This is a genomic window from Frankia sp. AgB32 (genome assembly GCF_023243045.1).
Classification (GTDB): domain Bacteria; phylum Actinomycetota; class Actinomycetes; order Frankiales; family Frankiaceae; genus Frankia.
The window spans coordinates 7,770-32,761 of record NZ_JALKFX010000100.1; the positions used below are offsets into that span (position 1 = coordinate 7,770).

The window sequence follows — 24,992 nt, forward strand, 5'->3', positions numbered from 1 at the left end:
CGCCCGCGCCCCCCGCGCCGGGGGCGCGGCCCCCCCCCGCCGCCGGGGGGCGGCCGCCCCCCGACCCGCGACGCTGCCACGGCCGGGGCGCGAGCGCGGTCGGGACGGGCAGCGCCTCCCCGTCCCGGCGCAGCGTCGCCATCTCCCAGCCCGCCAGCCCCGCCCGCAGCGCGGCCGCCACCCCGCGCGCCAGCCAGCTCGCGTGCTGCTCCGCTACCGCGACGATCGGCGCGGCAGCGGCCACCGCGCTCCAGCCGGCCGTCCGCCCCGCCGCCCACCGCCGGGCCCACCGGCGCGGTCGCCCGGCCCGGCGCTCGGCACGCCGCAGCGACCGTCGCTCGACATCGGCGCCGATCCAGTCCGGCAGCCCGGGACGGACCGCGGCCATGGCGGCCTGCGCCGCCGGCCGCACGCCGTCGGCACGCCGGTCGAACATCTCCCGCAGCCGCCCCGGCTCCCCGGCCCAGCCCCGGCCCCACGCCGCCCCGGACGGCGCCGAGGCCGCCCGCTCATGGCCACCGCCGGCCGGCCGAGCACCGCCCTCCGGCCGACTACCGCCGTCGGGCCGACCGCCGCCCTCGGGTACCGGCTCGTCGATCACACCGCACCGTCGATCACGCCGTGTCCTCCAGCTCCGCGGACGGCCAGCCGTGCCTGCTCACCCCGCGGCGGGACCGCCCGGAGCCGCGCCGGCGCCGTCTCCGCCGTCGGCGGTGGGCCGAGGCGCGCCCTGGGAGCCATTCGCCGACGGGCCGCTCTCGCCTGCCTGCGACCCCTTCGTCAGCGGGAGTCGATGGGGATCGGCGGCCAGCGGCGGCGCCGTGGACGCGCCCCCGGCGCCGAGCGCCGACGAGCCCGGGCCGCCGCCAGCGAGGTCGCCCCGCAGCTGGGCGAGACGGGACTGGGCGCGGGCATCCAGGGTGGCCCGGCGCACCTCGATCATCCGCGCCTCCATCCCCTGGGAGGCGAGTTCGTGGCGGCCGAGCGCCACCGCGTAGCGGTGCTCGACCTTGTCCCGGATCTCCGCGAGGCTCGGCGTGTCTCCGGGCGGAGCGAGGGTGGACATACCCTCCACGGCCTTGGTCATCTGCTCCTGCATCGCCGCGTGCTCGATCTGCGTCAGCAGCCGGGCCCGCTCGGCCAGGTGCCGCTGCATCCGGGCGGTGTTGTCCTCCACCGCGGTACGGGCCTGCGCGGCGGAGGACACCGCCTGGCCGTGCAGGTTCTTCAGGTCCTCGAGTGAGGTTTCGGCCGAGACGAGCTGGTTCGCGAAGGCGGCCGCGGTCTCCTCGTAACTGGCCGCCGCGACCGGGTCGCCCGCGGCCCGCGCGTTGTCGGCGAGCATCAGCGACGAACAGGCCGACTCGGTGAGGTTGGCGACCTCCTCGGCCTGTCGGCTCAGGCGCATCTCCAGCTGGCGTTGGTTGCCGACGACGAGGGCGGCCTGCTGCACCAGCGCCTCGTGCTGGCGGCGGGCCTCGTCGATGGCCTGGTCGATCTGGACCCGCGGGTCGGCCCGCTCGTCGAACTTGCGGTTGGCCGATGCGGACAGATACCGGGCTATCTTGCGGACGACGTTCGCCATACCACGATCGTCGCACGACACCGCCCCGGCGGTGAGCCCGCGTGCGGGCCCGACTGCGTCATCAAGACGTCAGGTTTACCGGGTACGGATCAGACGGGCGGACACAGCTCCGTGCGGCCCCGGCCGAGACACACGTCGCAGGGCCGGCACGCCGGCACGAAGCCGCCGCGCGCGGTCGCGAAGACGACCAGCTGCTCGCCGAGCCCGTTGCAGCCCTTGCAGACCTGGATCGGGCGATGCCCCGGGGCGACGTTCTCTTCCTCGGGTCGCGAGGCGGTGCTCACGAGACCTACTTTCCCCAGCGGGCGGGCTCGACAACCGAGCCCGGGAGTCGAACGGCTCACGCCGCGCCACGACAACTAACCGGGGAGGGTGACAGAACCCCGCAGGCGATGCCACCAGAGCCGGCCCGTTCGGGCCAGGGCTCCCGGTGACGTGCCGCCGCGGGACTCCGCGGCGGCGGCCCGCCGGTTCAGACCATCGCCTGGAACATCCAGTGCTGTTCCTCCAGGTCGTGCACGATGCCGATGATCAGATCCTGGGTGACCGGATCGGGCTGCTCGGTGGCTTCCATGCGGGTCCGCATGCGGGTGACGATCCCGGCGAGAACTTCGGTGACCAGGCGCAGGACCTTCTCGTCGGCGACGTAGCCGACCTCCACCCCCGGGAGGTGGGTACCCCGGGCCACGGTTCCCGCCTGGCCGTCCGGGTTGACGCCGATGGCGACGGACCGCTCGGCCGCCAGATCGGCGTAGCGGCGGGCCATCTCGACGACCTCGTCCAACTGGCGGTGCACGCTGCGGAACGTGCGGCCCGTCACGTTCCAGTGCAACTGCTTCGCGAACAGGGACAGATCGATCAGGTCGATCAGAGCACCCTGCAGCGCCTCTCCGGTGATCGTGCCGGCTTCGTCGGACAGGGGGCTTCGAATCGCGCTCATCATCGCCGCCTCTCACTCTCGGGGGTCAGCCTGCACACACAGGCGTGCCCCGGAATGAGACCCCTAAGCGGGGCCACACGGGCGCTGGCCGGCACCGCGAGCCGAGCCGGAAGGGCTCAGGCCGCCCTCTCCACCACGGTCGGCCGCGCGGGCACGACCACGGTGGCACCTCCACCGACCGCCGCGCCCACTGCCAGCTCGGCGAGCTCAAGATCCTCGCTCACCTCGCGCAGCAGGTCCGCGAGGCGTACTCCCAGTGCCTCACAGATGGCAGCGAGCAGCTCGGAGCTGGCTTCCTTCTGCCCACGCTCGACCTCGGAGAGGTAGCCGAGCGACACTCTGGCCGCCGACGACACCTCCCGAAGCGTGCGATGTTGATCTTGACGGCGGCGGCGCAACGCCTCGCCGATCATGCGTCGGAGCAGGACCATCGAGCCTCCTCCTTCGTCCGCGGGGTGCGTTCACCGTATACCCACCACCACGGCCATCGGGCCCTCGTTGATGGGACTGTAACTGTGTAAGCACCACAGGTCCGACGATTACTCCCGAGACCCACCGACGCCTGAGTCACCCATCGTAACCGTGTCGCCGCCGGGTAGCCCCGCAAGCGTACGTCGGACGAGGTCCAACGCCGTGATCACGGCGTAGACACGCACCCTCGTCCGGTCCCCCGGCAGTCGCACCGAACGGGTGAGGATGCCGTCCGGGCCGGCGAGGCCCACATGCAGGGTGCCAGGCGGTTTGCCCTCCTGCTCGGCCGGACCGGCGACACCCGTGGTGGCCAGGCCGTAGTCGGCGCCGAGCCGGGCCCGGACCCCGGCCGCCATCGCCGCCGCCGTCGGCGCGGACACCGCGCCCTCGGTGGCCCGCAGGTCCGGATCGACGCCCAGGGCCGAGGCCTTGACGTCGGTCGCGTAGGCCACGACGCCGCCGCGCAGCACGCTGCTCGCCCCGGGCACGTCGGTCAGCCGCCCGGCGAGCAGCCCGCCGGTCAGCGATTCCGCCACCGCGAGCGTCGCCGAGCGGGCGGCGAGCAGGCCCAGCACGACGGCCTCCAACGAATCCTCGTCCCCGCCGTACACCCCGGCGCCCAGCGCCGCGCGGGCCGCGGACTCGACCGGCGCGATCAACCGCTCGGCCTCGTCCCGGTCACGGGCGCGGGCGGTGATGCGGACCCGGGTCTGACCCTCGCTGGCCAGGAACGCGATCGTCGGGTTCCCGATCGGCGCGAGCCGCTCCACCTCGCCCGCCAGCGCCGTGGCGACCGACGACTCCCACATGCCCGCGGTGCGCAGCACCCGGTGCACCACGACCGCCGGGCGCCCGGCACGGCGCAGCAGGTCGGGCAGGACGCTTTCGGTGAACATCGCCGTCATCTCGAACGGCACGCCCGGCATCGCGTAGACGACGCCCGAGCCGATCTCCATCCGAACCCCGGGAGCGGTGCCGGCGCCGTTGCGCACCGGTTCCGCGCCGTCCGGCAGGTCGGCCTGGCGGAAGTTCATCTCGGGCACGCCGTCGCCGCGACCCAGCTCGCCGTAACGGCGCAGCAACTCGGCCGCCAGCACCTCGTTGCGCCGCAGTCCGACGCCGGCCGCCGCGGCGATGCCCTCCCGCGTCAGGTCATCCTGGGTGGGCCCCAGGCCGCCGGTGACGAGACAGACGTCGGCGCGCCCGAGCGCGACGCGGATCGCCGCCGAGACCACGTCGACATCGTCGCCGACGACGGTGGAGGTCACCACCCGCACCCCGACGTCGGCGAGCTGGCGGCCCAGCCAGGCCGCGTTGCCGTTCACGATGTCGCCGTAGAGGAGCTCGTCCCCCACGGCCAGCAGCTCAGCGCGCACCCGCCCACCCCTCGTCGTCGGCCGCCGCCGCACCGGTCACGGCCTCCCGCGCCGCCCGGCGCCGCAGCGCGAGCGCCCGGTACACGTAGTCGATCCCGGTGGCGACCGCCACCACCACGCCCGCGGTGAGGATCACCGCCCGGACGATCTCGGCCACGCCGTCCAGCGGCAGCACATACAGGCCGATCGCCACGTTGAGCAGCAACGTCTTGGCCTTGCCCCCGCGACTCGCGGCGATCACTCCGAACCGGATGACCCACAGCCGCAACAGGGTCACCGCGATCTCGCGCAGCAGGATCACCGCGGTCACCGGCCACGGCAGTTCGCCGAGCACGGACAGCGAGACGAGCGCGGCGCCGGTCAGTGCCTTGTCGGCGATCGGGTCGACGAGGATGCCGAAGTCGGTGACCAGCTGCCAGTGCCGGGCGATCGAGCCATCGACCTGGTCGGTGACGGCGGCCACGGCGTAGGCCGCGAACGCCACGTACCGCCACTCGTCCACATCGGGACCGGCGAACAGGAGGACGACGAAGACCGGGACCAGGATCAGCCGCACGATCGTCAGCAGGTTGGCGACGTTGAGCACCGGCGCCCCGGTCGGCCGCTCCCCACCCGGCGCACCGCTCGGCGGCTTCCCGCCCGGCGTTTCCATCGGCCGGTCACCGACAGGGGCACCAAGGCCCTCGTGGGCGTCGAGACGTTCGGAGCCGCCGCGCGCTCCTCCGGGGGTAACTGTCACGTTCCGTCCGTGCCGCGCCGGCCAGCCAGGACCGGCGGTCCCGGTGCGGTTGCCTCGCCGGGCGGCGCGGCACCGGGGTCGGTCCCGCCGAGCCGGGGAGCGGCGTCGAGCACGCTCGTGAACTCGGCGATCAGGTCGACGCCCTCCGTGGCCACGACCCGTGCCTCGATCAGATCGCCCACCGCGACGCTGACACGGTCGCCGCCGGCCGCGGCGGGCCGCGGCAGCCGCACCACGCACGCACCGTCGGCATCGGGCTGCTGATGCCCGGCGCAACCGTGGGCGAGCCCGTCGGTGACCTCCTCGACGAGCACCTCGACGCGGCTGCCGAGCCGTTCGTGCGCCCGGGCGGCCGTCAGCTGCTCGACGAGGTCGGTGATGTGCGCCAGGCGCCGGGCGATCTCGTCCTCGTCGAGCTTGCCCGCGAGGTCCACCGCCTCGGTGCCGTCCTCGTCCGAGTAGCCGAACACGCCGACCGCGTCGAGCTCCGCCTCGACCAGGAAGTCGGCCAGGATGTCGAGGTCCGCCTCCGTCTCGCCCGGAAAGCCGACGATGAAGTTCGACCGCGCGCCGAGGTCGGGCAGCAGTCGCCGGCCGCGGCGCAGCAGGTCGAGGAAGTCCTCGGCGCCGCCGAACCGGCGCATCCGCCGCAGCACCGTCGGACTCGCGTGCTGGAACGACAGGTCCAGGTAGGGCGCGAGGCCGGGGGTGCTCAGCAGCCCCTCCAGCAGCGACGGCCGCAGCTCCGCGGGCTGGAGGTAGACCGTTCGCACGCGGACGATGCCGGGCACGGCCGCCAGCCGCGGCAGCAGCTTCTCCAGCGCCCGCAGGTCGCCGAGGTCCTTGCCGTACGAGGTGGAGTTCTCGCTGACCAGCACCAGCTCGCGGGCGCCCTCGCCGGCCAGCCACTCGGCCTCGGCGAGCACGTCCTGCGCGGGCCGGGAGACGTGGGAGCCGCGGAACGACGGGATCGCGCAGAACGCGCAGCGCCGGTCGCAGCCGCTGGAGATCTTCAGAGCGGCGACCGGGCCGGTCGTCAGCCGCCGACGCACCGGGGCCGCCGGCCCGCTGTCGAGCTGACCGTGACCGGGAACGTGGACCGCGCCGGAGCCAGCGGAGGCGGCGCGGTCCACCGGCGTGATCGGCAGGAGCGTGCGCCGGTCGCGCGGGGTGTGCGCGGGCGCGGCGTCGCCGGCGATGACCGCGTCGAGGTGGGCACCGATGCTCGGATAGGCATCGAAGCCGAGCACAGCGTCGGCCTCCGGCAGGCTGCTGGCGAGGTCCCGGCCATACCGCTCGGCGAGGCAGCCGACGGCCACCACCGCCTGCGGACCGCCGGCACCGTCGCCAGCGCGCAGGTCGTCCGCGGCGAGCAGGGCGTCGATCGAGTCCTTCTTCGCGGCGTCGACGAAACCGCAGGTGTTGACGAGTACGGCGTCGGCGTCGGCGGCCTCGGGAACCACCTGCCAGCCCTGGCCGGCGAGCCGGGCGGCAAGCTCTTCCGAGTCCACCTCATTCCTGGCGCAACCGAGCGTGATCAGAGCTACCCGGCGAGGAGCGTGTGTGGACACGAGGTCAGGCTACCGGGGCATCGGCGGGCGGCGCCGCACCAGCCCGACATGGCGGACAGCAGCCCATGCCGCCGCCGCACCGACCACCACGGCCACGGCGGGCCGCAGCGCCGGGGCGGTCAGCGGGCGACGACGCCGGGTGGGGTGGCGGCAGCCTGGGCCGACGGGGCGACCGCGAGCGGGCTGTGCCCGTCGCGACCGACGTCGCAGCCGCCGGCCGCGGCCGGGCTCACCGTGATCGTCAACACCTCACCGGCGCCACCGGACGGACCCAGGCCCCTGCCGTTGCAGGACACCTCGACCGCACCGGCGTTGCCCATTCTGATGTGCAGCGTTCCCGGCGCGGTGATCGTCCGCGAGTCACCGGACTTCAGCAGCTGGGACATCAGGACGTGCCGGTCGTCGTCGCGCACCTCCAGCCAGCTCTGCGCGTCACGCGCCGCCAGCACGACGTTCACCCCGGTGGGCGCGGGCGTGGGGGCGGCGGCGCTGCTCGCCGGCGCCAGCGACGGCGACGGCGGGGCGGCCGGCGCCGCGCTCGCCCGCGCCTGCCGGTCGGCATCGGAGGAGTCCGACGAACCAGATCCACCGGGCAGCAGCAGGAGGACGATGGCGAGCAGGCACACCACCACCAGCGACACGATCATGGCCATGCCCCAGCGGAAGCCGCCACCACCCCGGCGGGTCGCGCTGCGCAGCGGGTCGAACTCACCCGGCGGGACCACCAGGACGGGGCCGGTGAGTGGCTCGTGCGTCGCGTCGTACGCGCCGAGGACCGCAGCCGGGTCCAGCCCGAGGGTGCCGGCGATGCTGCGCAGGTGGCCGCGGGCGTAGACGGTGCCACCGCAGTGGGAGAAGTCGTCCCGCTCGATCTGCTCGATGAGACTGGCGCGCACCCTCGTCCGCGCGCTGACCTCCTCGACGGTGAGGTCACGTGCCTTTCGGCCGGCCGCGAGCAGGGCACCCGCGCTCGCCGGTTGGGGATCGTCCACGGACTGCATGAGCGACCTCCGCACCCGTTCATTGCTGCCTACCGTGGAGGCACCCAGCGGTAGTTTACGGTCCGGGCCCCGGCGCCGACAGCGCACAGGGCCCACCGGAGCCCCCCCGTCCGGAGCGCGCGGTTCATCCGCTGCGCAGGGTCGTGAGCAGGCCCTCCAGCTCGTCCGGCATGACCAGTACGTCGCGGGCCTTCGAGCCCTCGCTCGCGCCCACGATGCCGCGGCTTTCCATCAGGTCCATCAGCCGGCCCGCCTTGGCGAAGCCGACCCGCAGCTTGCGCTGCAGCATCGAGGTGGACCCGAACTGCGTGCTCACGACGAGTTCGACCGCCTGCAGGAACAGCTGCAGGTCGTCGCCGATCTCCTCGTCGATCTCCTTCTTCGGCTCGCTGCCCGCCTCGAAGACGTCCTCCCGGAACGCCGGCGGCGCCTGCTCCTTCGTGTGGTCGACGATGGCCGCGATCTCGTCCTCGGAGACGAAGGCGCCCTGGATGCGCGCCGGCTTGCCCGCGCCCATCGGCAGGAACAGCGCGTCGCCGAGGCCCACCAGCTTCTCCGCACCGGCCTGGTCGAGAATCGTCCGGCTGTCCGCGAGCGACGCCGTCGCGAACGCCAGCCGGGACGGCACGTTCGCCTTGATCAGACCGGTCACCACGTCCACCGACGGACGCTGCGTCGCGAGCACCAGGTGGATGCCGACCGCGCGGGCCATCGCCGTGATCCGGCAGATCGCGTCCTCGACGTCGCGCGGAGCGACCATCATCAGGTCCGCGAGCTCGTCGACGATCGCCAGGATGTACGGATACGGCACGTACACCCGCTCCGAGCCCGGCGGGGCGACGATCTCCCCGGCGCGGACCTTGCGGTTGAAGTCGTCGACGTGGCGCACCCCGCAGGCGGCCAGGTCCTCGTACCGGTTCTCCATCTCCTTCACGACCCACTGCAGCGCGTCCGACGCCTTCTTCGGGTTCGTGATGATCGGCGTGATCAGGTGCGGGATGCCCTGGTAGTTGGTCAGTTCCACCCGCTTCGGGTCGACCAGCACCATCCGCACCTGATCCGGCGTCGCCCGCGCCAGCACCGAGGTGATCAGCGTGTTGATGCAGGTCGACTTGCCCGCGCCGGTCGCCCCCGCGATGAGGATGTGCGGCATCTTCGCCAGGTTCGCCAGCACATAGCCGCCCTCGATGTCCTTGCCGAGACCGACCACCAGGGGATGCGCGTTCCCGAGCGCCTCGCCACTGCGCAGCACGTCCCCCAGGGACACCAGTTCCCGGTCGGTGTTCGGGATCTCGACGCCGACCGCGCTCTTGCCCGGGATCGGGCTGATGATCCGAACGTCCGGGCTCTTCACCGCGTACGCGATGTTCTTCGCGAGCTGGGTGATCCGCTCGACCTTCACGGCCGCGCCGAGTTCCACCTCGTAGCGGGTCACCGTCGGCCCGCGGGTGAAGCCGGTGACCCGCGCGTCCACCTTGAACTGGCTGAACACGTCGGTCAGCGAGGCGATCACCGTGTCGGTCGCGGCGGAGCGGACCTTCGGCGGCGTGCCCGAGCGCAGCAGCGTCGGCGACGGCAGGACGTAGTCGCCCTCGGCCGGCGGGACGAGGAACTCGATCTCGTCGGCGGCGCTCGGCGAGCCCGGCCCGGTGGCACCGGTCGCGGTGGCGGCGGCGCCGCCCACGGCCTTCGCCGCCCGCTGCCGGGCACGCTTCGGCTGCGGTGCCGCCGAAGCGGTGTCCGCACCGCCCGCGTCGTCGTCCGGCTCGGCGGCGTAGCCGGTGTCCGCCTCCGGCCCCGCCACCTCGCCGAACAGGTCGAGAGTGAGGTCGCCGTCGACCGCGGCCGCCTCGTCGGCGGCGGGAGTGACGGCGGCGCGACGCCCCCGGCGCCGGGGGCGGGCGGGCCGATCGGCCTCGAGGTCGTACACCTCGTCGGTGCTCGCCGCGGCCGCGGCGGAGCCCCGCCCGGCACGGGCGCCGTCGGCCAGCGCACCCGCCGGGTCGTCGTAGTCGGCCTCGTCGTAGTCGTCGTCGACCAGCTCGTCGTCGTAGTCCGCGTCCCGCACGCCCGCGGTGAGGCGGTCGACCAGGCCCATCAGCCGCTCGGGGACCTGCCGGATCGGGGTGGCGGTGATCACCAGGATGCCGAAGGCCGACAGCAGGAGCAGCAGCGGCACGGCGACGTAGCGCGTCACGGCGCTGGCCAGCGGCAGACCGCCCAGCAGACCGACGAGACCGCCGGCGCCGCGCACCTGGCTCAGGCCGTCGCCGAGGTCGGGCAGCCCACGGGCGATGTGCAGCACGCCGAGGACGCCGACGGCGAGCGCCGCCCAACCGATCACCACCCGACCGCGGCTGTCCGGATCGGTCGGCGAGCGCACCAGGCGCCAGGCGGCGCCGAAACCGAACAACGGCAGCGACCACGCGCCGACGCCGACACACACCTCGAGCACGGCGGCCACGAACCGGCCGACCGGGCCGCCGGCGGAGAACCACACCGCGACCGCGGACAGCAACGCCCCGCCGAAAGCGGCCAGGCCCAGCCCGTCGCGCCGATGGGCCGGATCGATGCGCAGGTCGCGGGCACCGCGCCCGGTACGGCGCAGCATCGTACCCAGCAGCGTCGCCACGGACATCCACGACCGGTAGACGAGCCTGACGACCGTCTGACCGACCAGGAGGTTCAGCGGCGTCCGGCTCCCCCGCGACGATGCCGCGCGGGCCGGCGGACGGCCGCGGCCGGCTGCGGGGCGGGCGCGCGCCCCGCCGGACGCCGCCCGACCGGCGGCTCCAGCCGCCGCACTGCTCGCACCGCGCCCACGCGCGGCCGTCTGACGCCCGCCGCCCCCCGGCCGGGGCGTGGCCGTCCCCGCCTGCGCACGCGTCCGCGCGCCACTAGTCCGTGTGGCCACCATCGAAACGGTACACAGGCGGAGGGCCGACTCGCGGCAACCCCGACGAACCGGGCGTGCCGCGCCGAGCCACCGGTCAGACCTCCAGAACCACCGGGACGATCATCGGGCGCCGGCGGTAACGCTCGTTGACCCACCGACCGACCGTGCGCCGCACCAACTGCTGCAGCGCGGTGGTGTCCGTCATCCCGGTGCGCATCGCGTCGGCGAGCCCGTCGCTGATCAGCTTGCCGAGTGCCTCGAACGTGCCAGGCGAGTCGGTGAAACCGCGCGCCGACAGGTCGGGGCCGACGACGACCTTGCCCGCCGCCGCGTCGACCACGACGGTGACCGTGATGAAGCCCTCCTCGCCGAGGATGCGGCGGTCCTTCAGGCTCGGCTCACCGACGTCGCCGACCGCGGCCCCGTCGACGTAGACGAAGCCACAGGGCACCACCCCGGTGATCCGCGCGCGGCCGTCGAGCAGATCGATGACCATGCCGTCCTCGGCGAGCACGACCTGCTCGGGGGGCACCCCGGTCGCCTCCGCCAGCTTGGCGTGCGCGCGCAGATGGCGCCATTCGCCGTGCACCGGCATGACGTTGGAGGGACGGGTCGCGTTGAGGACGTAGAGCAGCTCGCCGGCCGGCGCGTGGCCCGAGGTGTGGACCTTCGCGACGCCCTTGTGGACGACCTTGGCTCCCCATCGGGTCAGGCCGTTGATGACGCGGAAGACCGCGTTCTCGTTGCCGGGGATGAGGCTGGAGGCCAGCACGACGGTGTCCCCGGCCTGGATGCGGATCTGGTGGTCGCGGTTGGCCATCCGCGACAGCGCCGACAGCGGCTCGCCCTGGGAGCCGGTGCAGATCAGGCAGATGTTGCGGTCGGGCAGCGAGTCGAGGTCGCGGACATCGATGACGAGACCCGGTGGCACCCGCAGCAGGCCCAGGTCGCGGGCCACACCCATGTTGCGCACCATCGAGCGGCCGACGAAGCAGACCGAGCGGCCGTGCGCCTCGGCGGCGTCGAGCACCTGCTGCACCCGGTGCACGTGGCTGGCGAAGCTCGCGATGATGATCCGCTTCGTCGCCTCCCGGAAGACCCCGTCGAGCACCGGGGCGATCTCCCGCTCGGAGGTGACGAACCCCGGCACCTCGGCGTTGGTCGAGTCGGAGAGCAGCAGGTCGACGCCCTCCCGGCCGAGCCGGGCGAAGCCGCCGAGGTCGGTGAGGCGGCCGTCGAGGGGCAGCTGGTCCATCTTGAAGTCACCGGTGTGCAGCACGAGGCCGGCCTCGGTGCGGATGGCCACGGCGACCGCGTCCGGGATGGAGTGGTTCACGGCGAAGAACTCGCACTCGAACGGCCCGTAGGTGTGCCGCTCCTCCTCCCGGATCTCCTGCGTCACCGCCTTGATCCGGTGCTCGGCGAGCTTGGCGTTCAACAGCGCCAGGGTCAGCCGGGTGCCGATCAGCGGGATGTCACGCCGCTCGCGCAGCAGGTACGGCACGGCGCCGATGTGGTCCTCGTGGGCATGGGTGAGGATCAGCGCGTCGATGTCGTCGAGGCGGTCCCGGATCGCGGTGAAGTCCGGCAGGATCAGGTCGATCCCGGGCTGGACGTCCTCCGGGAACAACACTCCGCAGTCGACGATGAGCAGCCGACCGGCGTGCTCGAAGACGGTCATGTTGCGGCCGATCTCGCCGACCCCGCCGAGCGGGATGACGCGCAGACCGTCGGCACGCAGCGGCGGCGGCGGGCCGTAGTCGGGATGCGGGTGGATCATGAGTCTTCTCCTGCCCCAGCGACGGCGAACCTGTTCACTGCCGCGGTGCGCGGCACACCACCGGATGGCCATGGCGGCCCGCCCGGATCCAGGGTCGCGGCGGCGAGGTCGGCTCGCAGCTGGGCGATCTCGGCCGGCGTCGCGTCGACCATCGGCGGGCGGACCGGACCGGCCGGCAGGCCGGCCAGCGTGAGCGCGGCCTTGGCGAGGATCACTCCCTGGCTGCGGAAGATGCCCTCGAACGCAGGGAGCAGACCCCGGTGCAACGCCAGCGCCCGGGCCGCGTCCCCGGCCTCGAAGGCTTCGATCATGGATCGGATCGCTGGGGTCGCCAGGTGCGAGACCACGCTGACGACGCCGCAGCCGCCAATGGACAGCAGCGGCAGCGTGAGCATTTCCGTGCCCGAGTAGTACGCCAGATCGGTACGGGCCAGCACCCAGGAGGACGCGGCCAGGTCGTCCTTCGCGTCCTTGACCGCGACGATGTTGGGATGCTCGGCCAGCCGGACCAGGGTCTCGGTGGCCACCGGCACGCCCGCTCGGCCCGGGATATCGTAGATCATGACAGGCAGCGCCGTGGCGTCGGCGACGGCGGCGAAATGCCGCGCGAGACCCGCCTGCGGCGGCTTGCTGTAGTACGGCGACACGACGAGCAGGCCCTCGGCGCCCGCAGCCGCGGCCGCCCGCGCCAGTTCGATGGTGTGGTCGGTGGCGTTGGTCCCGACGCCGGCGACGACCTTGGCCCGACCGGCCACGGCCTCGACCACGATCCGCACGAGCCGGGCCTTTTCCGCGTCGGTCGTCGTCGGCGACTCCCCGGTCGTGCCGTTGACGACGAGCGCATCGTTGCCCGCGTCCACCAGGTGGGCCGCGAGCCGGGCCGCACCTGCCTCGTCCAGGGCACCGTCCGTTCGGAACGGTGTGATCATCGCCGTGATCATGCGCCCGAACGGCGCCGGCGGCAACACTGACATACCGGTCACGCTAGAGCGCACCTCCGACAATCTCTTCTTCCGGCCGGCGAGCATCGCCGCGCCAACGTTCTGAACTCACCCGTCACCACCCGGCGCCGCACGAACACTCGCTCGGCCCCATCGTCCGCCCCGCCGACCATCCTGGCCACGCAGGGCCAGCCTGCCGTGACGGGCCGTCCGGACCGGTCCGCCCCACGGCGGCAACCGCATCTCCCGGACCACTGCCCGTCCCGGACCCCTGGCCCGTCTCGCACCACCGGCCGGCGAAACTGCCACCGACAAACCACATCTGATCATCACCGCAGGCCCGATCACCGATTACCACCGGATGACCAGACGACCACCGGCCCGCGTCACCATGCCAGGACCGGCCGCGACGCTGACCATGACCCTCGCCGCAGCCCACACCGGGCACCCCCGGTCGGCGCGAAGGACGACTCCGACCCCCACCGCGGCGCCGGCTCCGGCGACACAGCCGGGGCGGACGAGGCGGAACGGATCGGAAACGACTCAATGCGCGCGCACGGACCCCCCGGGCGACCTCGGGGCCGCGTCCTGGCCGCGGTCGCCCGCGCCCAGCATGTTGCGGTCCAGCCGCGACCAGAGTTCCCGACGACCGAGGCGCACCAGCGACCGCAACCCGCCGGTACGCGGCGTGCCCACCGCAACACCCGGGCCGTAGTTCTTCGGCATCCGCCACCGTCCCGTCCGCCGCTACAGGGCTTCCAGAGTACCGCCCCGCTGCCTCTCGGGGACGCCACCGCCGGGTTGCGCACGACAGCCGGCCCCCGCGACCCCGGCCGCGGCCGACGCGGCCGGGGTCGGACCGGCGGGCGCCGGAGCAGCCGGGGCGTCCCAGCCGGCCGCCCGCAGCCCCGCGAGCACCGCCAATGCCACCAGCAACGCGAGCAGGAGCGACTTGGCCGGTCCGAGGACCCAGGCCGCGAGGCTGCTGCGCTCCCGCGTGAGCAGCACGGTCGCCGCGAACGACGAGGGCAGCGTGATCACGGCGACCGCGTCGGGTGCGAGCCGGATCGGCAGGGCGCTCAGACTCACGGTGAGGATCATCAGCACGCCGATCGCCCCGGTGATCCGGGAGACGTCCGAGGAGACGCTGAGCCCCACGACCAGCCGGGACCGGGGCGGGCGGCGCGCGTCGGTGGTGTAGAAGGCGTACACCTCCCGGTTGCGCTGGATGTCCTCGATGTACGTCCGCCGCACCGGATCACCGAACTGGTCGACCATCACCGGGGTGTCCAGCTCGATGCTGCTGTCGTCCGTACCGATGCTGGCGTGGTAGCTGCCCGTACCGCCCGAGTCGATGTCGATCAGCGCCGCCGGATGCAGCAGTTGGCGCCAGGCGGGCCCGCTGCGGCCCTCGGCCGGTCGGACCCGGGTCGGGCGGCCGCGGACGAGGACGGTCCGCAGCTCCTCACTCGTCTTGATCAGGAACGGCCGGTAGGGGTCGACGGTGACCGCCGCCAGGGCCTCCCACCGTCGGCCGTACTCGGCGACGGTGGTCAGCACCGGCTCCGCGGCGGCACCGACCTGGACCAGCTGATCGACCCAGGTGACGAAGGCGGTGAGATACCCCTCGATCGCGACGAGGTCGAGACCGTCGGGCACGTCCGGGTCCCGCCAGAGTTCGCCCACCGCGAGCAGGAGGGACTCTGCGCTGCTCAACGGGTCGAACGGCTCGTCGAGCGCGGCGGCGAGCACCCGCTCGGCGTCGGCGACGAGATCCTGCCAGCGGCGCAGCCGGGCCGCCGTCACGGCGAGGTCGGCCTCCCGTTCCAGGTAGGCCTGGATCGCGTCGAGGCGCAGCGGGCGCCCCCGCGCCGTCGCGGCGAGGCGCGGGTAGTTGCCCGACAGCCGTCCCGGCCGGAACCGGGAGATCGCGTCGACGAGGCGGCGGGCCCGTTCGTCCAGCGGCACGCCGAGCGGGTCGGCGAGGCTGGCGATCAGGTTGCCCTGGATCGCGACCGACGTGCCGTAGGGCATCAGGTGGGCGTCGGAGTCGTCCGGCCCCTTCAGGTCGAAGGCGACCAGGGCACGCTTGGTCAGCGTCGAGACCGGGAGCAGGACGAGCACCTCGGGCGGCAGCCGACCGGCCGTGTCGACCCGGCCGGCGGCGGCGACCGGAACGATCTCGTTGAGGACGGCGTCCAGCGGCCCCCAGTTGACCGAGCGGGTCAACCGGCACCGGTTGGCACTGAGCAGGGTGAACTGGTCCACCACCCGCCGGCGCAGCCCCTGGTAGGGCGCTGGCGGGGCGAGCAGCGTCATCGTGACCTCGTCGAGGTCGGTCAGGTCGAGGACGGGCGCGTGGTCGGCATCGTCGCGCCGTGTCCACCGGCGGAACCGGCCGATCGGCCCGGCGCCGGGCCCGCCGCCGGCGAACCCGCTCACCACCGGTCTCCGTCAGGCGCCCACGCGGCGCTGGGCGAACGCCCGCCACCGCTGCTCGCGAGCGCGCCGGCCCGACCGGACCAGGCGCGCGCCACACCGGGCGGGATGGCTCCCGCCGGGTCGACACCCACCGCCCACATGGTCACGAATCATGACATTAGCGGACAACGGCACGCGCTCACCCAGTGCCAACGCCGGGCGCGGGACCCGGCGGATCAGCCCTCGCCGACGAGCGGGCTGGAGGCGACCTCGGTGCCGTCATCCAGGGCGGAGATGCGGAAGTCGGCGAAGACGTTCGGCGCGACCGCCCGCAGTTCCCGCAGGACCGTGACGGCGAGGCCGCGGATCTCGACGTCGGCGTGCTCGCTGGCCCGCATGCCGATGAAGTGCCGCCAGGCCCGGTAGTTGCCGGTCACCACGATCCGGGTCTCCGTCGCGTTCGACAGGACCGACCGGGCCGCCTGCCGCGCCTGCTTACGCCGCGACGTCGGCGCCGAGATGTCGGCGAACCGCTTCTCCAGCCCTTCCAGCAGCCGCCCGTACGCCTCCGCCGAGGCCGCCGTGGCCTGCTGGAACAGGGCGTGCAGCTCCGGGTCGGAGGCGATGACCTCGGGCTCCACGACCGCGGCGTCCCGCTCGGGGACGTAACGCTGGGACAGCTGGCTGTAGGAGAAATGCCGGTGGCGAACGAGCTCATGGGTGAGACTGCGGGACACGCCCGTGATGTACAGCGAGACGGTCCCGTGCTCGAGCACCGACAGATGCCCGACGTCGAGGATGTGCCGCAGGTAGCCCGCGTTCGTCGCGGTGGCCGGATTGGGCTTGCTCCAGCTCTGGTAGCAGGCCCGCCCGGCGAACTCGGCCAGGGCCTGGCCGCCGTCCGCGTCGGTGCTCCACGGCACGTCCGCCGGTGGGAGGAACTCCGTCTTCGCCACCACCTGCACCCGCAGCCCGGCCCGCGCGGGACCCGCGGGCTCCCCGGTCTGCTCGGGTACCCCCGGCGACGCGGAAGACTGCTCGGACACCGGTTCGGATGCCGGCTGCGACACTGCCACCTCCATCAGTTCACCACGCGCCCACGACCCCGCTCCGTCGTCGGCGGCCTGGGCCCTCGTCACCCGCGCACCCCCGTCGCGGGTGAACCCCCATCACGGTAGACGCAGTTCAGCGGACGAGGTGCGCCGGTTCGCGCGAACCGGGCGGGACGACACCAAAAGAGCCGGCGGGACCTCGCCGAACGCCCGATCAGCCCTGCGAACCGGCAATGCGTCGAGCCGGTCAGCAATCGGCCGAGCGGGCCAGCAATCGCCCAACGCGGCCCGTGTCGGCATCCACCTGCCGCTCCGGTCACGCGATTGGAGCGCGGGGATTGAGGGCCCGGGAACCCGTGGTACACCGGAGTTGGACTCCTCGCCGCTCCCAACGACGAGAAGTCACAGCGCCCGTCCTCGCGGCGTGGTCCGGCCCAGGCCGGGGGTCTCCGCCCCCGTCAATCCCCGGCCGGCCGGCCACGTCGCGGCGGGCAGCCCTCCCGCGATGGCGCGGCGGCCCCCCGCCGCGCGCATCCGGGTGGATCATCCCCGGCTCGGGGCCGAGCGGCTGCGCCGGCCGGCGGCGGTCAGACGGTCGGGGGCGGTCAGACGGTCGGCGGAGTCCAGGCAGCGAGGTCGGCGATGGCCTGGTCGCCGGTCGCCATGTCCTTGACCTCGTGGTCGCGACCCTCGCCGAAGGGCGGGAACCAGACCGAACCGATGCCCTTGCGGGCCGCGTAGCGGATCTGCTTGGCCAGCTTGTCCGCCTGGTGGTAGGTCTCGACCCGCAGCCCGCGGGCACGCAGCGCGGCCGCGGCGGCGAGGGCTGCGGAGCGGCGCTCGGCGCTCGGCACGACGACGAGGACGTCGGCGGGGCTGGCCGCGCCGACCGGCAGCAGCCCCTCGGCGAGCAGCTTGGCGAAGATGCGGGTCAGGCCGATGGAGATGCCGACGCCGGGCAGCGAGCGGCGGATGAACGAGCCGGCCAGGTTCTCGTACCGACCGCCGGAGCAGATGCTGCCGAAATCAGGCCAGTCGTTGAACTTCGCCTCGTAGACGGTGCCGGTGTAGTAATCGAGGCCGCGGGCGATGGACAGGTCCGCGACGACGCTGCCGGCGGGCAGGTCGGCGAGGTCGTCGAGGACGGCGCCGAGCTCGTCGAGTCCCTCGGTGAGCAGGTCCGACTTCACCCCGAGCCGGCGCACCTCGTCGACGACCCCGGAACCCGACGTCCGGATCGCGGCCAGGTCGAGGCAGGCCCGGACCTGGTCCGCGTCGAGCCGGGCCTGGGTGGCGAGCAGGTCCGCCACGCCGACCGGGCCGATCTTGTCCATCCGGTCGACGATGCGGATGACCGCCAGCGGGTCGCCGATCCCCAGCCCCTCGTAGAAGCCCTGCAGCACCTTGCGGTTGTTGATGTTCAGGGTCCAGGCCGGCACGCCCAGGGTGCCGAGGACCTCGTGCACGATCCGGGGCAGCTCGGCGTCGAAGTGCGGCGGCACCCGGTCAACGTTGATGACGTCGATGTCGCACTGGGTGAACTCGCGGAAGCGGCCCTCCTGCGGCCGCTCGCCACGCCACACCCGCTGCATCTGGTAGCGCTTGAACGGGAAGACGAGCTCGTTGAAGTGCGCCGCGACGTACCGGGCGAACGGCACGGTCAGGTCGAAGTGCAGGCCCAGGCGGGCACTGTCGTCGTCCCCGTCGGCCTGCAGCCGACGCAGGGTGTAGACCTCCTGCGAGGTCTCCCCCTTCGCGGTGAGCACGTCGAGCGCCTCGACCGAGGGGGTCTCCACCGAGCAGAAGCCGTAGCGCTCGAAGGTCGCCCGGATCGTGTCGAGCCAGCGCTGCTCGACGATCCGGACCTCGGGCAGCCACTCCGGGAAGCCGCTGATGGGCAGGGGACGGACGATCGGCGCGTCACTCATCGCCGGGAGTTCTCCTCATCGTTGCGAACCGGTGGGCGTCCACCGCCCGGGCGCGGATGACCGCGGCGCCGGGCGGGGCTCACCGATGTCGGGCGAGCACCCGGCGGCGCACGACCGTCCGGCGCGAGACGACAGGAGGCATGGGACGACCCTACCCCGGAGATCTCCCCGGCCCGCCGGACAGGACACCGACCGCGCGCGATCGGGCCCGCGGCCCGGCGGGCACCGAGGTCAGGACGATCCGCCGACCGGCGCATCGACCTCCGCGTGCTGCGGTTCGCCCCCGGCGGCGACGATCCCGCCCGCGTCGCCGGCGGCCGGCTGGATCTCGAACGGCCGCTGCTGCGGCAGGGAGCTGGGGATCACCCCGGTCGGGCGGCCGGGGGCGAGGTAGACCCAGCCCGCCTGTCGCCAGCGATCACCGTCGAGGGCGTGCCGGGCGTCGACGACCACCTTGCGGCGGACGAGTGCGCCGAGCCGCACCGGGTCGAGCTCCGCGAACTGCCGCCACTCGGTGAGCAGCACGACCGCGTCGACGTCCGCGGCGACGTCGTCGACGCAATCGCTGTAGGCGACCCCGGGCAGCGCGCGGCGCGCGTTGTGGATCGCCACCGGATCGACGACGGTCACCTCGGCGCCGGTGCGGGCCAGGAGATCGGCGACGGCCAGCGCCGGCGAGTCCCGCACGTCGTCGGAGTTCGGCTTGAAGGCGGCGCCGAGCACGAGCAGCCGGCGCTCGGCCAGCGTGCCGTCCAGCGCGGCGGCGACGAGCTCGACGACCCGGTCGCGACGCCGGTTGTTGATCTCGTCGATCTCCCGCAGGAACCGCAGCGCGACGCCGACCCCGAGCTCGTCGGCCCGCGCCTGGAACGCGCGGATGTCCTTGGGCAGGCAGCCGCCACCGAAGCCGACCCCCGGGCGCAGGAAGTTGCCGCCGATGCGGACGTCGTGCGACAGCGCCTCCGACAGCGTGAGCACGTCGGCGTCGACCGCCTCGCAGACCTCGGCCATGGCGTTGATGAAGGAGATCTTCGTGGCGAGGAACGAGTTCGCCGCGGTCTTGACGAGTTCCGCCGTCGGGTAGTCCGTCACGATGACCGGCACGCCCTGGGCGATCACCGGGGCGAACGCCGCGCGCAGGGCCCCCTCGGCGGCCGGGGATGCCACCCCGAACACGAGCCGGTCGGGGTGCAGTGTGTCGGCGACGGCGAAGCCCTCACGCAGGAACTCGGGGTTCCACGCAAGCTGCACGCCACCGAGGACACGGACGATGTCGGCGTCGAGGGCCGTGGGGCCGTCGGCGACGGCACCGTTCGGGATGGCGTCGCCGGCATCGGCACCCGGATGGTTCGCCGGGGCCAGCCGGGCGAGGGTGCGGGCGATGCCCGCAGCCGTCCCGGCCGGCACCGTGGACTTGCCGACGACGAGGCACGGCCGGCGCAGCAGGGGCGCGAGCCGCTCGATCGCCGCGTTGAGGTGGCTGAGGTCCGCGCCGAGACCGTCCGCGCGCTGCGGGGTGCCGACACAGACGAAGTGCACGTCGCCGAACTCGGCGATCTCCTCGAACGAGGAGGTGAACCGCAGTCGACCGGAGTCGAGGTTCGACCGCAGCAGATCGGCGAGATCAGGCTCGTAGAACGGAATGTCACCGGCGGACAGGCGTTCGATCTTCGAATCGTCGACGTCCACCCCCAGTACCTCGAAGCCCAGCTCGGCCATACAGACCGCGTGCGTGGCGCCGAGATAACCCGTGCCGATGACCGTCAGGCGCGGTCGGGGCCCGGTGCCCGCCGCAGATCCATGGCTGTCCGACGTGCTCATCAGACTCCCTTTTCGTCGTCGTACCCCGCAGGGTTGAGGCGCTGGAACTCCCACGCGTCTCGACACATCTGCGCGACCCCGCGGTGAGCGGTCCAGCCGAGCGCCTCGCGGGCGAAGGTCGCATCGGCGACCAGCGCCGCGACGTCCCCGGGGCGACGCGGCACAACCCGGTGCGGCAGCACCCGGCCGCAGGCCGCCGAAAAGGCGGCGAGCAGCTCCAGAACCGAGGTTCCCCGCCCGGTCCCGAGGTTGATGACGCGGTGACCGGCCTGGTCGCCGAGATGGTCGAGCGCTAGGCGGTGTCCCTCCGCCAGGTCGACCACGTGGATGTAGTCCCGTACTCCGGTGCCGTCCGGTGTCGGGTAGTCGTCGCCGAAGACGGCGAGTTCCTCACGCCGGCCGACGGCCACCTGCGCGATGAACGGCATGACGTTGTTCGGCACGCCGCGCGGGTCCTCGCCGAGCAGCCCGGACGGGTGCGCGCCGATCGGGTTGAAGTACCGCAGCGAGGTGATGTGCCAGTCCTGGTCCTGGGCGCACACGTCGGCGAGGATCTGCTCGCACATCCACTTCGTCCGCGAGTACGGGTTCGTCGGTCGGGCCGGCGTGTCCTCGGTGATCGGCACCCGGTCGACCGAGCCGTAGATGGCGCACGAGGACGAGAAGACCAGCCGCCGCACGTCGTGCTCGGCCATCACGCTGACCAGTCCGAGCGTCGCGTTGACGTTGGTGTCGTAGTACTCCAGGGGCATCTCGACCGACTCGCCGACCGCCTTGCGCGCGGCGAAGTGGACCACCGCGTCGATCGGCCACCGGCGGAAGACGTCGGCGAGTGCGTCGCGGTCGCGCACGTCGAGGCGGACGAACTCGAACTCCCCGGTCGCGACCTTGCGCACGCGCTCCAGCACCCGAGGCGAACTGTTGAGGAAGTTGTCGACTCCCACCACCCGGTAACCGGCCGTCAACAGGTCGACGCAGGTGTGTGAGCCGATGAATCCCGCGGCGCCGGTCACCAGGATGGTCCCGGTACGGTCCGTCGACATCACAGCGGAGCCTCCTCGTTCCTCGTCGGCACGGCAGCTCTGCCGGCCGCACAGCGGGCCGTCGTCCGTCGACGGAGGACCTGCGGCGACCGGCATCCGCCGCCAGCGGCCACAGGAACCTCCCTCAGGGCATTGCCACCCTCAGGACCACGCGTACCCGTGGGCGGGCGCACGATGAACAATCCGCCGAACGACCCGGCGCCCAACAGGCACAGGAGAACATAACCCCCAGGTCGCGCAGCCACCGACCCCGCGAACTGCGCCGTCATGCCGGCACACCGGCCGCGGATACACGCCGGTTCAGGTCAATAGGACGAATCCGGTCCGAGGTGGGCGCGCACAGGACCCGGCGGAGCACCGAGCCGTCCGGGCGTGTCACCCGCGAAACACTGACCGCCGAGCCGTCCGGCCCAGCGAGCCGCGGCGCCACCCGGCGCGCGCCGGGTGGTCGCGGCCGACGCGGGCCGAACGCCCACCCGAGCGACCGGACCTCATCCGACGACCTGGGGGCTTTCGGTCAGCTGGCTGGCGAACCACGAGATCGTCCGGGTCAGGCCTTCCTGCAGCCCCATCTTCGGCTCCCAGCCCAGGCGGGTGCGGGCAATGGTGATGTCCGGCTGACGCACCGACGGGTCGTCCTGTGGGCGTGGGACGAAGGTGATGGGCGCGGACGAGCCGCAGAGATCTCGCACCAGCATCGCGGTGTCGAGGATCGACATCTCGTGCGGGTTGCCGATGTTCACCGGTCCGGGCAGGTCCGAGTGCAACAGCCGGACGATTCCGTCGATCAGGTCGTCGACGTAGCAGATCGACCTCGTCTGGGAACCGTCACCGGCGACGGTGATCGGCTCACCGCGCAGGGCCTGCGAGACGAACGCCGGAATCGCCCGGCCATCGTCCACCCGCATCCGCGGGCCGTAGGTGTTGAAGATCCGCACGATCGCGGTGTCGACGCCGTGCTTTCGCCGGTAGGCCATCGTGACAGCCTCCGCGAACCGCTTCGCCTCGTCGTAGACGCTGCGCGGGCCGACGGGATTCACATTGCCCCAGTACGTCTCCGGCTGCGGATTCACCTGCGGGTCGCCGTACGACTCGGAGGTGGAGGCGAGCAGGAATCGCGCGTTCTTCTCGCGGGCGAGACCAAGCGCGTGGAACGTACCGAGGGAGCCGACCTTCAGGGTCTCGATCGGCAGCTCGTAGTAATCAACGGGCGATGCCGGGGAAGCGAAGTGGAGGACCACGTCCACCGGACCCGAAACATAGATGAAATCGTTCACGTCTCGGTTGACCAGCCGGAAACGAGGATCTTCCAGCAGGTGCTCGACGTTTCCCGGCCGACCGGTGAGGAAGTTGTCGAAGCAGATGACCTCGTAGCCGTCGCCTAGGAGACGTTCACAAAGATGACTACCGAGGAAGCCGGCGCCGCCGGTGACTATCGCACGCACGTGGGGTGCTCCCGGATCTGCAACAGGAGGGACTGCGAACGGGTCCAACGACCGTCAGCGGGGATGACCCGGCGCCGCTGGCGCCACACAGGCCGACGGCACAACTGGACGCCGGACATCAGCTCGTCCGGCGTCGGGGGGTCACCGAAATCGATCTCCCGGCCGGACGGTCAGCATCGGTACCGCCGAGCCCGGCAGGAAAGGTCGCTCGACCTCACCACAGGACGACCCCCCAAGTGGTCTAGCCGGCCGGCAGTACCGGCCCCTTTAGGCATGGTACACACGGCCTGGATGGGTTACTACACCTCCCTCCAGCAGTTCCGCGGATAGCCGCCAATCCGCAGACTCGTCACCTTAGGTGAGTACTCATTGCGGTCAGCAGAAACCGTTCGCTTTGCGTGAGCAATCAGCCGCGTCACGGTCCCACGGGCAACCCGCAAACCGGGATGCCCGCGGCGGCGGAAATCCAGCTGATCGCCGGCACGAATCAAGGACCGCCGCACGCCGTTGATCCCGGGGCGGCGTCGGGAATGGCCAGACGCGCGCCGGCCGAGGTCGCCACCACCAGGGCGCCGCCCGGCCGGGCACAGCAGAACAGGGCGACGTGCACGGGCCGCGACGATGGCAGCGCGACACCGCCGTCGATCTCGTAGCGGGTGTTGGTCACCTTCTGCGCCTGGGCCTGTGGATCGTCGGCGCCCGTCGGCGGTCCGTTGCCGCGTCGGACGACCATCATCTCGGTGCAGCCAGCCGGCCAGGTCCACCGCAGCCGCCCCTCGACCCAGCACAGCCCGGTCGGCGGCGCCAACGCGTCGGCCGCGTTGCGGGTCCCACCCACCGCGCCGGCGGCCGGGCCAGACCCGCCGCCCGGCTCGGGCTGCGGGGTGCGGGCCGCCGCGGACCAGCCACCCCCCGCGCCGGCGGTGACCGCGTAGGCCGGAATCTCCCCCGGCGGCGCACCGCCGTCCTCCAGGCTGGTCGCCGTGGTCACTCCGACGGCCCGTGACGAGCCGTCGGCGGCGAGGCGGGTGACCCGGTAGCGGACCTCGCCGGGAGTCGGCGACGGCTGCCAGCGCACGACGACGGAGCCACCCTCCCGCCGGGCGAGCACCGCCGTCGGCGGCGCGGCCACGGCGTCGGCGTCGGCGGGTCGGCGCCGCGCCAGAACGCCAGGATGGTCGGACACCAGGGCGGCGGCCTGTTCGATCAGGCGCGACCCCGCCGGCGCGTCGACGCCGGCGTCCCGGGCCCGGGCGAGGAGAACCTCGGCGGCCCGGCAGCGGGACTCGGCCAGAGACAGCAGCTCGCCGGGCAGCTGGCCGCCTGGCCCGGGCACGTCCGCGGCACCCACGGCGAGCCGCCGAGCCAGCCCGATCACCGCGTGGTAGCACGCGTCGGCGACGAGGGGTTCCAGCGCGGCCCACTGCTCGGCAGCGGCCCGGATCGCGGCCTCGACCTCGTCGTCCATGGCCCGGATCGGCGGCAGGGTCTCCCCGGCGAGTTCCCGTGCAGTGGCCACGAACTCGCCGGCCCGCACCGGCCGACCGGCGCGCAGGGCCGCCCGGGCCTGCGACACGGCCGCGGTCCAGTCGGCCACGCGGGCGGGATGTGCGGCCTCCTCGGCGGGATCGTCGCCGGCGGGATCGTCGCCGGCCGGATCGTCGCCGGCCGGATCGTCGCCGGCCGGATCGTCGCCGTGCGCAGGGCTGCGAGACGGCGCCGCCGACCCCGGCGCCCGATCACCCCCGGCGCTCCCGTCGGCGCCGGCCGCGGGATTCCCGGTGGGAGCGGGCACGGGCGGAGCGGTGACCCCGTGCTCGGCGGCGAGCGCGCCGACCACGGCGCGGGCGCGAGCCGGATCGAGGCCGTCGGCCTGCGCCGCGGCGACGAGGCTGGCGGCCTCCGCCGGCAGCAGAGCGTCCTCCACGAGCACCGCCGCGGCGACCCGCGGGCGCAGCCGCTCGGGGGCCCGCGGGGGCCCC

At 73.2% G+C, this 24,992-nt stretch carries 19 protein-coding genes and 2 pseudogenes; 1 reads left to right on the forward strand and 20 read right to left on the reverse strand.

Going from position 1 to position 24,992, the window contains the following annotated elements:
• The 12 genes and pseudogenes from MXD60_RS22800 to dapA form a co-directional block, all read right to left on the reverse strand.
• Nucleotides 1–601, reverse strand: a pseudogene (locus tag MXD60_RS22800) (hypothetical protein); the annotation flags it as partial.
• A 57-nt stretch (nucleotides 602–658) separates the two neighbouring features.
• Nucleotides 659–1,585, reverse strand: coding sequence for a PspA/IM30 family protein (locus MXD60_RS22805; RefSeq protein ID WP_248821383.1), 927 nt, complete (start codon nucleotides 1,583–1,585; stop codon nucleotides 659–661).
• A gap of 89 nt (nucleotides 1,586–1,674) precedes the next feature.
• Nucleotides 1,675–1,869: a hypothetical protein gene (locus MXD60_RS22810; RefSeq protein ID WP_248821384.1), complete on the reverse strand. Its 195-nt coding sequence runs from the start codon at nucleotides 1,867–1,869 to the stop codon at nucleotides 1,675–1,677.
• A gap of 188 nt (nucleotides 1,870–2,057) precedes the next feature.
• Nucleotides 2,058–2,525: a Dps family protein gene (locus tag MXD60_RS22815; protein ID WP_248821385.1), complete on the reverse strand. Its 468-nt coding sequence runs from the start codon at nucleotides 2,523–2,525 to the stop codon at nucleotides 2,058–2,060.
• A gap of 116 nt (nucleotides 2,526–2,641) precedes the next feature.
• Complete coding sequence (locus tag MXD60_RS22820) at nucleotides 2,642–2,956, reverse strand: helix-turn-helix domain-containing protein (protein ID WP_101832628.1); 315 nt, start codon at nucleotides 2,954–2,956, stop codon at nucleotides 2,642–2,644.
• A gap of 108 nt (nucleotides 2,957–3,064) precedes the next feature.
• Nucleotides 3,065–4,372, reverse strand: coding sequence for a competence/damage-inducible protein A (locus MXD60_RS22825; protein WP_248821386.1), 1,308 nt, complete (start codon nucleotides 4,370–4,372; stop codon nucleotides 3,065–3,067).
• The gene (locus MXD60_RS22830) at nucleotides 4,362–5,111 is read right to left on the reverse strand and encodes a CDP-alcohol phosphatidyltransferase family protein (protein WP_248821387.1); all 750 of its coding nucleotides are present in this window, start codon (nucleotides 5,109–5,111) and stop codon (nucleotides 4,362–4,364) included. Before MXD60_RS22830 ends, MXD60_RS22825 begins: the two co-directional genes overlap by 11 nt.
• Nucleotides 5,108–6,682, reverse strand: a complete 1,575-nt coding sequence (locus MXD60_RS22835) for a MiaB/RimO family radical SAM methylthiotransferase (protein ID WP_248821388.1) — start codon at nucleotides 6,680–6,682, stop codon at nucleotides 5,108–5,110. The genes MXD60_RS22830 and MXD60_RS22835 overlap by 4 nt, the downstream gene beginning before the upstream one ends.
• 119 nt (nucleotides 6,683–6,801) lie before the next feature.
• The gene (locus MXD60_RS22840; protein ID WP_248821389.1) at nucleotides 6,802–7,683 is read right to left on the reverse strand and encodes a helix-turn-helix domain-containing protein; all 882 of its coding nucleotides are present in this window, start codon (nucleotides 7,681–7,683) and stop codon (nucleotides 6,802–6,804) included.
• Nucleotides 7,684–7,807: 124 nt separating this feature from the next.
• Nucleotides 7,808–10,600 (reverse strand): FtsK/SpoIIIE family DNA translocase, encoded by a 2,793-nt coding sequence (locus MXD60_RS22845; protein WP_518468499.1) that lies wholly within the window; start codon nucleotides 10,598–10,600, stop codon nucleotides 7,808–7,810.
• 73 nt (nucleotides 10,601–10,673) lie between these two features.
• Entirely contained in the window at nucleotides 10,674–12,359 is a 1,686-nt protein-coding gene (locus tag MXD60_RS22850; RefSeq protein ID WP_248821391.1) for a ribonuclease J, read from the reverse strand.
• Entirely contained in the window at nucleotides 12,356–13,333 is a 978-nt protein-coding gene (gene dapA, locus MXD60_RS22855; protein ID WP_248821392.1) for a 4-hydroxy-tetrahydrodipicolinate synthase, read from the reverse strand. Before dapA ends, MXD60_RS22850 begins: the two co-directional genes overlap by 4 nt.
• Between dapA and MXD60_RS29030 the strand changes: the two genes are divergently transcribed.
• Nucleotides 13,281–13,406, forward strand: coding sequence for a hypothetical protein (locus MXD60_RS29030; RefSeq protein ID WP_283098833.1), 126 nt, complete (start codon nucleotides 13,281–13,283; stop codon nucleotides 13,404–13,406). The two genes, dapA and MXD60_RS29030, sit on opposite strands and share 53 nt — an antisense overlap.
• A 437-nt stretch (nucleotides 13,407–13,843) precedes the next feature.
• Here MXD60_RS29030 and MXD60_RS22860 read toward each other — a convergent pair whose 3' ends face one another.
• From MXD60_RS22860 to MXD60_RS22895, 8 genes and pseudogenes are all read right to left on the reverse strand, one after another.
• A complete protein-coding gene (locus MXD60_RS22860) occupies nucleotides 13,844–14,026 on the reverse strand; it encodes a hypothetical protein (protein WP_248821393.1) in 183 nt (60 codons plus the stop codon).
• Nucleotides 14,027–14,047: 21 nt separating this feature from the next.
• On the reverse strand, nucleotides 14,048–15,619 hold the full coding sequence (locus tag MXD60_RS22865; RefSeq protein ID WP_248821398.1) for a hypothetical protein: 1,572 nt from the start codon (nucleotides 15,617–15,619) through the stop codon (nucleotides 14,048–14,050).
• A gap of 338 nt (nucleotides 15,620–15,957) precedes the next feature.
• Nucleotides 15,958–16,803: an FAD-dependent thymidylate synthase gene (gene thyX / locus MXD60_RS22870; RefSeq protein WP_518468503.1), complete on the reverse strand. Its 846-nt coding sequence runs from the start codon at nucleotides 16,801–16,803 to the stop codon at nucleotides 15,958–15,960.
• A gap of 575 nt (nucleotides 16,804–17,378) precedes the next feature.
• Entirely contained in the window at nucleotides 17,379–18,701 is a 1,323-nt protein-coding gene (gene hisS, locus MXD60_RS22875) for a histidine--tRNA ligase (protein WP_248821394.1), read from the reverse strand.
• A 231-nt stretch (nucleotides 18,702–18,932) separates the two neighbouring features.
• On the reverse strand, nucleotides 18,933–20,522 hold the full coding sequence (locus tag MXD60_RS22880) for a UDP-glucose dehydrogenase family protein (protein ID WP_248821395.1): 1,590 nt from the start codon (nucleotides 20,520–20,522) through the stop codon (nucleotides 18,933–18,935).
• Nucleotides 20,522–21,565, reverse strand: a complete 1,044-nt coding sequence (galE, locus tag MXD60_RS22885; RefSeq protein ID WP_248821396.1) for a UDP-glucose 4-epimerase GalE — start codon at nucleotides 21,563–21,565, stop codon at nucleotides 20,522–20,524. Before galE ends, MXD60_RS22880 begins: the two co-directional genes overlap by 1 nt.
• A 491-nt stretch (nucleotides 21,566–22,056) precedes the next feature.
• Nucleotides 22,057–23,010: a UDP-glucuronic acid decarboxylase family protein gene (locus MXD60_RS22890; protein ID WP_248821397.1), complete on the reverse strand. Its 954-nt coding sequence runs from the start codon at nucleotides 23,008–23,010 to the stop codon at nucleotides 22,057–22,059.
• 487 nt (nucleotides 23,011–23,497) lie between these two features.
• Nucleotides 23,498–24,992, reverse strand: a pseudogene (locus tag MXD60_RS22895) (hypothetical protein); the annotation flags it as partial.

Excerpts from the sequence above, each read along its gene's own strand:
- galE (WP_248821396.1), bottom strand. The coding sequence starts at position 21,565 with ATGTCGACGGACCGTACCGGGACCATCCTGGTGACCGGCGCCGCGGGA.
- MXD60_RS22805 (WP_248821383.1), bottom strand. The coding sequence starts at position 1,585 with ATGGCGAACGTCGTCCGCAAGATAGCCCGGTATCTGTCCGCATCGGCC.
- dapA (WP_248821392.1), bottom strand. The coding sequence starts at position 13,333 with ATGTCAGTGTTGCCGCCGGCGCCGTTCGGGCGCATGATCACGGCGATG.
- MXD60_RS22820 (WP_101832628.1), bottom strand. The coding sequence starts at position 2,956 with ATGGTCCTGCTCCGACGCATGATCGGCGAGGCGTTGCGCCGCCGCCGT.
- MXD60_RS22815 (WP_248821385.1), bottom strand. The coding sequence starts at position 2,525 with ATGAGCGCGATTCGAAGCCCCCTGTCCGACGAAGCCGGCACGATCACC.
- thyX (WP_518468503.1), bottom strand. The coding sequence starts at position 16,803 with ATGGAGGTGGCAGTGTCGCAGCCGGCATCCGAACCGGTGTCCGAGCAG.
- hisS (WP_248821394.1), bottom strand. The coding sequence starts at position 18,701 with ATGAGTGACGCGCCGATCGTCCGTCCCCTGCCCATCAGCGGCTTCCCG.
- MXD60_RS22850 (WP_248821391.1), bottom strand. The coding sequence starts at position 12,359 with ATGATCCACCCGCATCCCGACTACGGCCCGCCGCCGCCGCTGCGTGCC.
- MXD60_RS22840 (WP_248821389.1), bottom strand. The coding sequence starts at position 7,683 with ATGCAGTCCGTGGACGATCCCCAACCGGCGAGCGCGGGTGCCCTGCTC.
- MXD60_RS22845 (WP_518468499.1), bottom strand. The coding sequence starts at position 10,600 with ATGGTGGCCACACGGACTAGTGGCGCGCGGACGCGTGCGCAGGCGGGG.
- MXD60_RS22865 (WP_248821398.1), bottom strand. The coding sequence starts at position 15,619 with ATGACGCTGCTCGCCCCGCCAGCGCCCTACCAGGGGCTGCGCCGGCGG.
- MXD60_RS22880 (WP_248821395.1), bottom strand. The coding sequence starts at position 20,522 with ATGAGCACGTCGGACAGCCATGGATCTGCGGCGGGCACCGGGCCCCGA.
- MXD60_RS22860 (WP_248821393.1), bottom strand. The coding sequence starts at position 14,026 with ATGCCGAAGAACTACGGCCCGGGTGTTGCGGTGGGCACGCCGCGTACC.